Source organism: Pseudoalteromonas sp. SG45-3 (assembly GCF_014164075.1).
GTDB classification, from domain to species: Bacteria; Pseudomonadota; Gammaproteobacteria; order Enterobacterales; family Alteromonadaceae; genus Pseudoalteromonas; species Pseudoalteromonas distincta.
The window spans coordinates 1-12,854 of the sequence record NZ_JACJEN010000013.1 but is presented as its reverse complement, the minus strand read 5'-3'; the positions used below and the strand labels follow the sequence as shown (position 1 = coordinate 12,854).

10 protein-coding genes are annotated in these 12,854 nt (G+C 40.6%); 3 read left to right on the top strand and 7 right to left on the bottom strand.

Annotation, left to right across the window (positions count from 1 at the left end; all coding sequences use genetic code 11):
- Positions 1-97: 97 nt before the first annotated feature.
- From flgE to H5126_RS14195, 6 genes are all read right to left on the bottom strand, one after another.
- The gene (flgE, locus tag H5126_RS14220; protein ID WP_182721221.1) at positions 98-1,468 is read right to left on the bottom strand and encodes a flagellar hook protein FlgE; all 1,371 of its coding nucleotides are present in this window, start codon (positions 1,466-1,468) and stop codon (positions 98-100) included.
- A 60-nt stretch (positions 1,469-1,528) separates the two neighbouring features.
- Entirely contained in the window at positions 1,529-2,209 is a 681-nt protein-coding gene (locus tag H5126_RS14215; protein ID WP_002959427.1) for a flagellar hook assembly protein FlgD, read from the bottom strand.
- Between the two features lie 13 nt (positions 2,210-2,222).
- On the bottom strand, positions 2,223-2,654 hold the full coding sequence (gene flgC / locus H5126_RS14210; protein ID WP_002959429.1) for a flagellar basal body rod protein FlgC: 432 nt from the start codon (positions 2,652-2,654) through the stop codon (positions 2,223-2,225).
- Between the two features lie 5 nt (positions 2,655-2,659).
- Positions 2,660-3,067, bottom strand: a complete 408-nt coding sequence (gene flgB / locus H5126_RS14205) for a flagellar basal body rod protein FlgB (protein ID WP_182721222.1) — start codon at positions 3,065-3,067, stop codon at positions 2,660-2,662.
- A 145-nt stretch (positions 3,068-3,212) separates the two neighbouring features.
- A complete protein-coding gene (locus H5126_RS14200) occupies positions 3,213-4,043 on the bottom strand; it encodes a protein-glutamate O-methyltransferase CheR (protein WP_182721223.1) in 831 nt (276 codons plus the stop codon).
- Positions 4,044-4,063: 20 nt separating this feature from the next.
- Positions 4,064-4,996, bottom strand: a complete 933-nt coding sequence (locus tag H5126_RS14195) for a chemotaxis protein CheV (protein WP_002959434.1) — start codon at positions 4,994-4,996, stop codon at positions 4,064-4,066.
- Between the two features lie 140 nt (positions 4,997-5,136).
- Between H5126_RS14195 and flgA the strand changes: the two genes are divergently transcribed.
- The 3 genes from flgA (at position 5,137) to flgN (ending at position 6,665) form a co-directional block, all read left to right on the top strand.
- Positions 5,137-5,844 (top strand): flagellar basal body P-ring formation chaperone FlgA, encoded by a 708-nt coding sequence (gene flgA, locus H5126_RS14190; RefSeq protein ID WP_007581857.1) that lies wholly within the window; start codon positions 5,137-5,139, stop codon positions 5,842-5,844.
- A gap of 76 nt (positions 5,845-5,920) precedes the next feature.
- On the top strand, positions 5,921-6,241 hold the full coding sequence (gene flgM / locus H5126_RS14185; protein ID WP_182721224.1) for a flagellar biosynthesis anti-sigma factor FlgM: 321 nt from the start codon (positions 5,921-5,923) through the stop codon (positions 6,239-6,241).
- Positions 6,234-6,665: a flagellar protein FlgN gene (gene flgN, locus H5126_RS14180; RefSeq protein ID WP_182672290.1), complete on the top strand. Its 432-nt coding sequence runs from the start codon at positions 6,234-6,236 to the stop codon at positions 6,663-6,665. The genes flgM and flgN overlap by 8 nt, the downstream gene beginning before the upstream one ends.
- A 147-nt stretch (positions 6,666-6,812) precedes the next feature.
- On the opposite strand, the gene H5126_RS14175 is transcribed toward flgN, so the two are convergent.
- Positions 6,813-12,830, bottom strand: coding sequence for an Ig-like domain-containing protein (locus H5126_RS14175; protein WP_310736036.1), 6,018 nt, complete (start codon positions 12,828-12,830; stop codon positions 6,813-6,815).
- Positions 12,831-12,854 lie beyond the last annotated feature (24 nt).

Here is a 12,854-nt window from a genome sequence, read left to right as displayed (position 1 = left end):
TTTGACGCAACATTGAGAGGTATTTAGAAGGGCTTGCAAAGAGGACTTATAAAAAAGGCTGCAAAAATGCAGCCTCATATATTTAATAGGGTTTAGCTTATCGAATCTGCAAAATACTTTGCTGAATAGTTGAGTTAACTTCAAGCGCACGTGAGTTTGCTTGGTAATTACGCTGTGCAGTAATTAAGTCTACAAGCTCGTTTGTAAGGTTAGTATTTGATTGCTCAAGCGCTGATGAGTTAATTCCACCAAACGTACCCGAACCGGCTTCACCCGCTACAGGTTCACCTGAATCAATACTTTGCTTCCAGCTTGTATCACCCACTTGTGATAACCCTTGTGAATTTGGAAAACGTACCATAGCCACTTGGCCTAGGAATGTTGAGTCACCGTTACTGTAAGAAGCGACAATTTTACCGTCTGTTCCTATATCAATTCCGGCTAAACGACCTACTGTTGAGCCATCTTGATCGAGTGCTTTTACTTCAAAACCACTTGAATACTGAGTTGGGATACGTCCTGCCGTGTTATTTTCATCGCGCCAGTTAAGCTCAATACCAGTACCTGGGAAAGTTGCACCATTGTCTAGTAATGTTGATAAACCAGCACCAGAACCCGCTGGTAGTAATATTTCATCAAAAGTAGTTGTATTTGTATTTGCCACACCACCTGTTGTTGATGGTAAACCACTTGAGTCAAAACCTAGGGTGGTCAGTGGTGTATAAGGTGTCGTTGTTTGTTCTCCACCAGTTGTGGCATCAACTACTTTGCCATCGAGTGTTGCGTATACTTCCCAACTGTTATCTGTACCACCTGCTGCGGCATCATCTTCTTTAGCAAAAAAGTATTGTAAAATGTGTGGTTCACCTAGTGAATCATATACCGTTGTTGACGTAGATGAGTTATAAGTACCACTAGATGTTGGGTCAAAAGCAATACCCGGAGCATCTGCTGTTGCATCTAAGTTAAACGACAAAAATACATTTTCTGTTGCGCGAGGTGAACCAGACGAATCAGGGATTTGAATTGGATCAGTTGTGCTCAAACTTACCGACGTTGTATCACCTGTAGATGAGTCAACAGGGAATGCTTGTAAAAAGTTACCTTTTGCGTCAACCATAAAGTTATCTTGGTTAAGCTTAAATGCACCCGCACGTGTATATGTTAAATCTTGCGAAGATAAATCGTCTGTCATCGCAAAATAACCTTCACCAGTGATTGCTAAATCAAGTGAGTTATTTGTAAATTGTAGTGAGCCTTGATGAAACTGCTGCGCAACCATGGTTGTTTGCACACCGTCACCATTCTTAGTCTTACCAGAGCTAAATACTGACGATGCGTAAACATCGGCAAACTCAGCGCGTGACTCTTTAAAACCTGTAGTATTAACGTTTGCAATATTATTTGCAGTTACGTCTAAATCTTTTTGTGCGGCAGCTAAGCCAGTTAATGCAATATTGAAGCTCATAATTCACCTCTAACCTGTTAATATTTAGCCTGCTGACAGGCGAAGTATAATTAAAATTTATTACGCGATTTCTGCGACGTCTGTCAGCCTAACCGCACCTTCTTTAGTGTTAATAATAATGCCACTTGAGCCATTAATATTAACGCTTTCAATGTTCTTGAACGTAGCAATGGGTAAGCTTGAAAATTCACCGTCAGTACTTCCTTCGGCGGTTACTGAATATTCACCTTCAGGTAAACGCTCACCAGCTTCATTTTTGCCATCCCACGCAAAACGTACCGCACCTGCTGGCTGAGAACCCATATCAATAGTTCTTACTAGCTGACCTGATGCATCAGTAACTTTAATTTTTAAGTTATCAACGGCTTCTTCTGCTACTGCAGAGCCTCTGGCATCACCTGTTTCATTTAAATCCAGGGTGTTTGACTCTAGTAAAGCTTGTTTGCCTACAAGTGTAGATGCTTGCAGTGCTGAATTAGATGTCATTGAAGAGGCTAAAGATTCAAAGTTAGTATTTAAATCTGTAATCCCTTGCGCCATCGTAAAGCTGGTCATTTGAGCAATCATTTGGTCATTATCCGCAGGGTTACTGGGATCCTGATACGATAATTGCTGAGTTAACAAAGAGAAAAAGTCTTCTTGTGTTAACGCATCACTCTCATTATCACTGGTAGCAACTTGTTGCTCTTGCCAGCGTATAGAGTCTAAATAGGATGAAGATGTACTAATATCGTTACTCATAACCTACCCTCGGTTACCGCTGCCCTAGCAACAGTGTTTTACTTAGCATTTGCTTAGCTGCATCAGCAACTTGCACGTTTGTTTGGTAAGAACGAGAGGCAGAAATCATATTTGCCATCTCCTCTACAACATTAACGTTGGGTTTATAGATATAGCCATTTTCATCCGCACTTGGATGGTTTGGGTTATATTCAATTTGTAATGGTGCATCGCTTTCAACAATGCCCAAAACTTTAACACCAACTGCGGAGCCCTGCTGGTTACTTACTGATGCTGAAGCCTTTGTTAGCTCAGCCGCAAATACAGGTTGGCGCGCTCGGTACGTTTTGTCTTGAGATGAACTAATGGTATTAGCATTAGAAATATTACTAGCTGTAGTATTTAAGCGAACGTTTTGTGCGCTCATACCCGAACCTGCAATATCGAAAACATTATATAAACTCATAATTTTTATCCTTGACTACCGAGAGCTTTATTCAGGCCTTTAAAATTGCCACTTAAAAATTGCAAGCTGGCCTGATACTCCATAGCATTCTGTGTATACAAGTTTCGTTCCACTTGTATATCAACCGAGTTACCATCACCAGTATCTGATTGATTTGGCAAACGAAATGATTCTGAACTGCCCATACTATGAGTACCTCCACCAATGTGTTTATCATTAGTTCTTACCATAGTATTGCCGCTTTGCTGGGTTGACCTTGCCGCTTTTAAAGCAGAGGCAAAATCAATATCTTTTGCTTTATAGCCAGGCGTATCAGCGTTAGCTATATTAGTTGCAATTAATTCTGCTCGCTGTGAACGGATCAACATGGCTTGCGGATGCACACCTAATGCTTTATCAAAACTGATAGCCATAACCTTCTCCAAAAAATTGACTTACCCATTAATAAAGCAAAAAATAAGCCATTAATATTAGGGCTTGCTATATTTTTATAAGACTATGTATCTAAATAGAAAAACGACGCTAGGTGCGTCGTTTTAGGGAAGGGAGTTAGCTCAATTACTTCTTTTGGTAAATAATACCAGGGTTGCACCTAACCATATCAAACTCAGTACTTAGGCCAGTTAGGGACTCTGACGCGCCTAAAAATAGGTAACCGTTTGGATTTAACGCTTGTGCAAACTGGTTAATAATTTTAGCTTTTATTTCAGGCGCAAAATAAATTAGTACATTTCGGCAAAAAATAATATCAAACTTGCCCATTAACGCGTAAGAATCAAGCAGATTTAAATGCCTAAAACTAACTTGTTTTTTTATTGTATCGTTTACTTGTGCCATACCGTTGCCGCTGTCTTTAAAAAACTTTTTACGACGCTCTGCAGATAACCCTCTGGCGAGTGCCAGCGCGTCATACTCTGCATTTTTACACATATCAAGCATGGTATTAGATATGTCGGTACCAATAATTTGTGCCCCCATACGAAGCATACCTGGTTGCTTAGCACTAAATTCAGCAACCGACATAGCTATTGAATAAGGTTCTTGGCCTGACGAACTGGCGGCAGACCAAATTTTTAAAGGTCTTCTTAAATCTTTAAATTCAGGGAAAAGCTTGTTTTGGAGCAAATCAAATGGGTATTGATCTCTAAACCACAAAGTTTCGTTGGTGGTCATTGCATCAACAACAGCGGCTCTTAATTGCCGCTCGTGAGGCCCGAGAGTTTTACTAACCAATTCCGATAAAGATCCCACATTAAATCGAGTCATTAACGGAGCAAGTCGGCTTTTAACTAAATACTGTTTATTTTCACCTAAAACAATGCCGCATTGCTGCTCTAAAAACGAACGAAACTGGTCGTATTCACTTTGCTGCAAATCTTTATTATTCAAGTTAGTAGCACCTATTTTTGTTAATCACAATGAACCCACTTTTTAACCGCTGTTGCTAATTCATCTGGGTTAAATTTAGCAATAAAGTCATCTGCCCCTACTTTTTCAATCATCGCTTGGTTAAAAACACCACTCAAAGAGGTATGCAAAATAACATGCAAAGGTGCAAGTTTGGGATCTGCTTTTATTTCAGCTGTTAAGGTATAGCCGTCCATTTCAGGCATTTCAACGTCTGAGATAAGTAATGCTACTCGCTCTGTAATATCATTTTTACAATCAAGCTCTGCTATTTCTTTAAGCCTAATTAAAGCTTCCTTACCATTTTTAGCAAGCTCTGTTTGAACACCTAGCGGCTCTAAGGCTCGTTTAACTTGATTACGGGCAACAGCAGAGTCATCTGCAATAAATACGATACGTTCGCCTAAATCTCTTTGAATATCGCCACTTTGTGCAACTTCAGCACTTACTTCTGTGTTTACTGGACAAATTTCGTTGAGAATTTTTTCTACATCGAGAATCTCGACTAATTCATTTTCGATTTCGGTCACTGCTGTTAAATATGAATAACGTCCGGCGCCTGATGGCGGTGGCATTATTTTTTCCCAATTCATATTTACAATACGTTCAACTCCGCCCACTAAAAACCCTTGCACAGAGCGATTGTATTCAGCAATGATTATAAAGCTGTCTTTAATGTTGTCGATTGGGCGCCCACCTACAGCCATTGATAAATCAATAACCGAAATGGTTTGACCACGAATATGTGCAACACCACGAATATACGGATTAGATTTTGGCATGCTTGTTAGTGGAGGGCATTGCAGCACTTCTCTCACTTTAAATACATTAATACCAAAACGCTGACGCCCTCTGAGCTTAAATAAAAGTAATTCTAGGCGGTTCTGCCCAACCAACTGTGTGCGTTGGTTTACTGAGTCTAAAATGCCTGCCATTCAAATCTCCTAAAGAAAACAAATAATACGGAACGATAATTGCTTTCTATTTATAAAGCTACATAACATCGCGGGTGCGTCTACTTTTTGACGCAAAATATTTATACCCTGTTTGAAACCATAAGCATAGTCGAAACATTATGAGTTTGTTAAAAAAAATCAGAAGATACAGTGTTTTTTATTTTGTTACTAGCTTGTGCTTTGTATTCCCTTTGCAAGCTAAAGTGTTTAGTAAAGATTTATTACAAGACATGGCCGTTGCTTACATAGCTAAGCAAATTGGTACATTACAAAATACTAATACTCAATTAAGTGCTCTGCCTTTAGACAGTCGCATTCCTGATCGTGTCTGTAATACAGAGCTTGAATTATCAACATCCGATGAGCCACCATTTAACCGCCAAGTAACCTTACAAGCCAAGTGTAATGATGCTCAAACGTGGGCTCAATACGTTCATGTAAGAGTTGTTGAAATGGCCCCAGTTGTTGTTGCCACTGCTAATTTAACCCGCGGTGAAGTAATAACTAAATCGCATTTAAGTATTGAAATGAAACCAACTCACTTTGTACGAATACAGTACTTAGATGATCCCACAATGCTAATAGGTAGTAGAAGTAAACGAAATATTAGAAGTGGTATGCCAGTATTACTAAACCAAATTTGCATGGTGTGTAAAGGTGACTCTGTTAATATTTACGCAAACCTGAGGGGCCTTAGAATTAAAACCACAGGTATTGCTTTAGAAGACGGTACTTTGGGCGAACAGATACAAATAAAAAACAAAAAATCAGGTAAAGTTTTAAATGCGCGAGTAGATGGTGTAGAGTCTGTTCAGGTGAATATTTAATTTAGATTTATACTAAAGTATCCTACGTATATGCCGATAACATGGCATAAGTTGGGTAATATACGGGTTTATTATTATGGTTAATCAAGTTAATGGCAGTAATCAACAAGCTAATGCGTTAACAAATGCAAAGCAGCAACAAGTTGATTTAAAAAAAGATAACGCAAATACACAAGCTGCTCAGGACCCTTCGCCTAAAGCTGCAAGTGATTCTGTAAGTTTAACGCCGCAAGCGCAGCAATTAAAAACGCTTCAAGATAAAGCACAGCAATCGCCTGGCTTTGACAGCGATAAAGTTGCTGAGCTAAAAAAAGCAATAACTGAAGGTAAATACCAAGTGGACAGTGAAAAGCTTGCTAAAAACTTAGCTGATTTTGAGTTTAACGTGTATGGCTGATCATAATAGTTTAATTAGCGTAAAGCTAAACCAACAAGTAAGTTGTTTAGACTCTTTACACACGCTATTAAACGATGAGCTTACTGCTATTGCCTCACGACGTGGTGCTGGTTTAAAAGAAATTGCCCAACAAAAAATGTCTTTTTTAACTAAGCTAAGCACTCTCGATAAAGAGCTAAGTAAGCTAATTGCCAGTAACGATACACAAAATCCTGAAATATCTGAGCTAATAAGCCAAGTTAAAACTCAACTTGCGCAATGCCAAAAACAAAATAATGTTAATGCTCATGCTGCCCGTCAAGCGCAGCTTAGTGTTAAACAATTAAAAGAGATATTAATTGGCGCACCAACGTCAATGACCTACGACCAAGCCGGTAAATCTGTAAATACCGAGAGTAAACTGGTTCGTAATTTAAAAGCGTAAGCCCAAAATTTTACATTAAAAAAGCCTTATTGATTTATCAATAAGGCTTTTTTAATGTCCTTTGTTCTTAAATTTCGTTATAAATAATATTAATTTGCTTAATAATGTAAGCCCCCTTAAAAAATAATTAAGAGGGCTTTATTGATATTAAATATCCGTTTGATTATTACTACTTTCAATTAAGTGTTTAATCATCTCTTCCGATTGATTTTGTACATCAACCGCAGGCGCTGCTGCATCAATGCTTCCTCCACTTTGAGCTGGAGTATAAGCAATTGCAGAGCCTTCATCCTCAACCAGTGTATTTAGCGCTATAAGCTGCTCTGCATCTTCATCAATGATTACGTCATTAATATTAAGCGGTTCAGCCGAACTCATTTGCACCGTTTGCTCAGATGTTGATAGACCACTCAAGTTACCTAAATCTATCGTTTCAGTGCTTAATATGTTGTTGCTTGAAACCTCATTAGGAATTGTATCTCCCAATGAAGATTCTTCACTAAATGATGCAGGGATTGTGTCACCAGAGGCTGAGCCTGATTCAGAGGTGTAAATATTGCCGGACTCGATAAACACATCATTACCATTTTTAACTTGGTAATTACCAGCTTCGTCCACAGTATAGAAATATGTGTTCTCAAGGCCTGTACCCAGTAAATCTAAAGCATTCAGATCTAAGTTGGTAGAGTCCCAATTACCTTGAGCATCTACAACTGCATATGGCGCTGAAGTTAATGCTAAATCAATGCCTAAAACTAATGAGTCGAGAATATAGACCTTACTTCCCTCACCGCCATCAGATGTCCCTTCGTAGCCAACCAATATCCCTATACCCAATAAATTAAGTAAGTACTCAGGTTCTACTGTAAAGTTGATCGGTGTAGTATCAATTACCAATCCAGATAAACTACCGCTTGATGTTGCGTTTCCAGAGCTATCGGTCGCTACAGCTGTTACAGTATAAGCACCATCAGCTAAACCTGTATCCGGTGAGGCACTCCATGCACCTGATCCGTTAGCAGTTACCTCTTTAGTGACCTCTGTTGCGCCGCTAAAGGTGACTAATATAGTTTCACCAGCGCCCGCAGTCCCCGTAACAAGAGGTGTTTGCTCTGCTGTTAGCTCTAACCCCGAGTCAATTGTAATACCTGAATCAATTTCACTACTTGATGATTGCGCACCAGTATTGCCCGCACCATCAACAATGCTTACATCAACGCTGTAGTTGCCCTCAGGAAGTACTTCTGTTGATGTCACACTCCAAGTTCCATCAGTGCCAACGGTTGTTTCAACATTGTGAGTGGCGCCTGCAGAATCGGTAAATGTAACTATAACCGGTGCACCTGCAAAACTTCCGGTTACTGACCCCGTAACAGTAGGCGTTGTATCTTGCCCTACTGTAATTGGGTCTATCACTATAGTTGGTGCAGTGTAGTCTGTGCTTGACACCATTGTATCGCTTGATGAGTTACTTGCAGCATCACTCACTGTCGCAGTAGCACTAAAACTACCTTCACTCAGTGCGGTAGTAGCTGTTACTGACCATGTGCCATTGCCTGCAACTTGAGCGGTAATCGTTTGTGAATCGTTATTAGCATCAGTAATAACAACACTCACATTTGTACCTGCTGGTGCATCACTTATACCTGTTATAGTCGGTAGCGGGTTATTGGTTACAGGTAATTGATCAACTTCAACTGTTGGTGGTGTTAAATCAATTATTCCACCAAGACTTGTAGAGCTTGAAAGCCCTAAGTCTTCAACTGTAGCACTCACAGTAAAGGCGCCTTCAGCTAATGGTGTTGTAGGTATTAGAGTCCACATACCTGCTATAGCCGTTGTATTATAAGTGGTAGCGGTACCGTCACTGTCAGTAATAACGACTTCTACATTGCCATTTAATACATCTGTTGTGCCGCTAATGGTAGGTGTTGTATCGCTTGTATCAATTATTGGGTTTATCAACAAACTTGGCAGGGTTGTACTGACAGTACCTATTTGATTTACAGTGGTTGTATTACCAGCGCTATCGGTACTTATGGCCTCAACTGTAATTTCTCCTTCAGGTAATAAAGGAGCAATGACAGACCAAGTACCATCTCCTAAAACAGTAGTAGTAACTGTTTGTACTGCGGCTGTTGAGTCAGTGATATTTACAGTAATTAAACTTCCTACTTCCTCATCGCTAGAGCCAGTAATTGTTGGTGTTAGAGTATTAAGTACTCCGAACGCATCTATTTCTAACGTTGGCGGAATGGTGTCTATAGTTACTTGTTCAATGACTGACTGCCCAGTATTACCTGCGGCATCAGTAATACTCGCATACACATCATAAACACCATCTGATAAGCTGGTGGTTACTAATGACCACGTGCCATCGCTACCAACTACAGCATCAAATACTGTTTCATCACCATTGCTACCAATAACTGTTACGTCAACGTCTGTACCCTCAGGCTCTTCAGAACTGCCTGATATAGTTAATATATCGGTATCGCTAATAGTCAATGGTAAAATATCAACCACTGGTACTAGTGTATCCACTACAAACTCGAGAGTATCGGTAACTACGTTTTCTGCTTCATCTGTAATGCTTACATTAGCCACATGTTGCCCTTCAGTTAGTACATCTACCTCGAGTGAAAATAATCCAGCTGCATTAACCGTAGTGGTTAAAACTGAACCACCATCAAGTTGTATTTCAACAACACCATTAATTAAATCACTGGTACCTTGGATAATTGGCGTTGAATCCGATGTTGTACCAATAACCTGTAAGCCAAGTGTTGGCGATATTGTATCTACAACTCCGTCAAGTAGTTGCGTGGTAGTAATGCCGACCTCACTTAATACGTCAACTGTTACGCTAAATGTACCTTCAGCCAATGATTGAGGTACCTGTACTACCCACGTATTGTCATCTTGTACTATTGCAGTAAGCTCTTGTACTACATTTTCGCTATCCACCACTCTAACTAGCACTTCAGTGCCTGGTGCTTGGTCGGTCGTACCACTAATTATTGGTAAATCGCCTTCTCCAGTTACAAAGTCAACCACCGCATTCAGTACTGGGGTTGAAGCGTCTACATCAGCCGTAGTTATAGTGGTTGTATTACCAGCATCATCAGTTGCAGAGGCTTCAACAACCGATAAGCCAATAATATTAACCGCTAGGCCTAATAACACCCAATCGCCATTGGCATCAGTTGTTACATCGTATGTTAAATCGAGTAAATCACCTGCAAGCTCTAGAGTAACCGTAACGGTTTTACCTTCGCCCAAATCAGATGTACCAGATAAAGAAACCAACTGACCTAATAAGAAGGAAGGCACAATTGTTAGCTCTGGTCCCACAGTATCAACCTCACCACCGGTTTTATTGTCGACCGAAGTATTGCCCGCAGCATCGCTAATAGTTGCACTAACACTGTAAACACCGTCAGCTAAAATATTATCGGCAGCAACTTGCCAGTCTCCATTCACATCTGTTTGAACTGTTATTTGATGGGAAACTCCAGCAGAATCAGTAAAGGTAACTACAACGTTTGTATTCGCCTCATTAGATGTACCCGAGATCAGAGGCGTATTGTCTTGTGTAAGTACTAGTGAACTTTGATTAATACTAATTTCAGGAGCAATTGTATCAATGGTTGCTGTATTTGTTGCGTCCCCGGTATTACCCGCGCTGTCAGTAACAAATACTTCAACTGAATAATCTCCTTGTGAAAGAGAATTACTTGCCTCTACAGACCATATACCACCCGTTTGAACAGTTGTATTTACAGTATGCTTATTCCCGAGTGCATCGGTAAATACCACAGCGACTGCATCACCTACCATGGCACCTGTCACGCTCCCTGAAATACTTGGAGTTAGATCGGTACTTCCAACAATATCGTTAATAGTCACAACAGGTGCTGTTATATCAACTTCCCCTGTAATACTTGTGTTTACAGGATTACCTGCAGTATCTGTTGTTGAAGCTAAAACCGTGTAAGTGCCCTCGCTCAACTCTGTACTTGCAGCGACTGACCATGTGCCATTTGCACCAACAGTAGCATTAACCGTTTGCTCTACACCTAAGCTATCTGTAATTAAAATAGCGACTATGGCGCCTTGTGGAGCTGTAGTTGTGCCTGAAATTGTTGGCGTTGTATCATTTGAAATTGTAAGCGGTGTAATATTAAGGGCTGGTGGAGTTAAATCGATAACACCGCTACCTGTTGTATTACTCGTTAAGCCTCCTTCAGTAACACTTGCCGAAACAGTAAATTCACCTTCAGGTAGAATATCTGTCGCATCAACACTCCAAATCCCACCTACCACAGTTGTAGTTACAGTATATGAAACGTTATTAACGTCAGTTATAACAACCGTGATTTCTGTATTATCTGCCGCACTACTTGTGCCTGATATTGCTGGTGTTTGATCGTTTGTATCAATAATTGTATTAATATTAATTGTAGGCGCATTGGTATTTAACATTGCGGTACTATTTGCAACTGATTCATTCCCTGCGGCATCAGTAACACTTGCAGAAACTGCGACTTCACCATCAGTCAGTGCATCTGTAATATCTACAGTCCAAGCACCACCTGCACCAACAACAGTTGTGTAAGTCTCGGTACTATCTCCATCGGTCACAGTTACTGTAATACTAGTGTTTTCAGGTTCATTGGATGTGCCTGAAATAGTTGGCGTGCTGTCATTAATTGTACCTAATGCGTTTATAGTAATACTTGGTGCTTGAGTATCAATAAAGCTCGAGCCTGTATCCACTCCTTGATTGCTAGCATCATCGGTAATACTTACCTCTACATCATAATTACCATCAGGCAAACTTGGCGCCGTAACTTGCCAATCGCCGTTAGCATCAACTATTGCAGTTAAAGTATGTATATCACCGTTGCTATCTGTAATAACAATATCGACCACCGTATCCTGTGGTTCAGTTGAAGTACCATTTATAACTGGTGTCTCAGTGTTAAATACAGTTATGTCATTAAGTACAATAACAGGTACTTGGGTATCAATTGTTAAATCAATAGTCGTGCTGCTGGTATTATTAGCGTCATCGGTAACATTTACTTGAGCCGTATAATCACCATCAACAAGTGCTACGGGGACATCTACTTGCCAATTGCCATCAGTACCCACTGTTGCTGTTAGTGTTTGACCGCCGATAAGAATGGTTACATCAGCACCAATCTCATTACTCGTGCCTGAAATTGTAGGGGTTGTATCTATTGTCGCGTTAACTTCGTTCACAATTAATGTAGGAGCAACGCTATCTATTTCACCTTGAGCCTGCTGCGTTGTTAAATTACCAACACTGTCTCTAACCTCTGCAACAACGGTATATTGACCTTGCGCTAGCTCTGCAGGTACAGCAACAGACCAGTCGCCACCGGCTTGAACTGTCGCAGTAAACGCTTGGCTTTCTCCTTCACTATCAGTCACGGTTATATTAATTACAGTGCCTTGCCCCATATCGGTGGTGCCGCTAATTACTGGCGTACTGTCATTAGATAAAGCATCAACACTAACGGTTAATTCTGGTGCTACGTTATCAAAATCAAGTGTATTGATTGTTCTGACATTACCAGCGGCATCCGTTGCACTGGCAGTCACATAGGCAAGGTTTAGTAAAGGTACTGTTATGTTTGCAAGCCCCCAGGTACCATCAGGATTTGTCGTTGCTGTATAAGTTGCGCCAACTAACCCACCAACTAGGTACTCTGTAATAGTGATTACAGAGCCTCCCGGTAAATCAGAATCCCCCGAAAGAGAAACTAAATTACCTAATAAAAACGATGGAATAATTTCAAGTTCAGGAGCAGTTACATCCACTTCGCCACTGTCAGTGCCGGTACCTGTGTTGCCTGCGGCATCGGTGATGCTGGCGCTAACGCTATAATTCCCTTCGGCTAATGTGCCTGTTGGTGTCGCACTCCAGTTACCATTGACATCGGTTTGTACATCAATGCTTTGAGTGGCATTTGCTGCATCTGTAAACGTCACCGTGATGGTGCTGTTAGGTGCATCACTAGTGCCTGTCACAGTTGGCGTGCTGTCATTTGTTAATAATGGCGCATCTACACTCACACTTGGTGCTGTGGTATCAATGGTGCCGTTGCCGGTAATATCGGTGCTGTTACCTGCCACATCGCTAATACTTGCTTCGATGCT

What these genes read in the sequence shown, in the direction of transcription:
- flgE (WP_182721221.1), bottom strand. Translation starts at nt 1,468, where the DNA reads ATGAGCTTCAATATTGCATTAACTGGCTTAGCTGCCGCACAAAAAGAT.
- H5126_RS14215 (WP_002959427.1), bottom strand. Translation starts at nt 2,209, where the DNA reads ATGAGTAACGATATTAGTACATCTTCATCCTATTTAGACTCTATACGC.
- flgC (WP_002959429.1), bottom strand. Translation starts at nt 2,654, where the DNA reads ATGAGTTTATATAATGTTTTCGATATTGCAGGTTCGGGTATGAGCGCA.
- flgB (WP_182721222.1), bottom strand. Translation starts at nt 3,067, where the DNA reads ATGGCTATCAGTTTTGATAAAGCATTAGGTGTGCATCCGCAAGCCATG.
- H5126_RS14195 (WP_002959434.1), bottom strand. Translation starts at nt 4,996, where the DNA reads ATGGCAGGCATTTTAGACTCAGTAAACCAACGCACACAGTTGGTTGGG.
- flgA (WP_007581857.1), top strand. Translation starts at nt 5,137, where the DNA reads ATGAGTTTGTTAAAAAAAATCAGAAGATACAGTGTTTTTTATTTTGTT.
- flgM (WP_182721224.1), top strand. Translation starts at nt 5,921, where the DNA reads ATGGTTAATCAAGTTAATGGCAGTAATCAACAAGCTAATGCGTTAACA.
- flgN (WP_182672290.1), top strand. Translation starts at nt 6,234, where the DNA reads ATGGCTGATCATAATAGTTTAATTAGCGTAAAGCTAAACCAACAAGTA.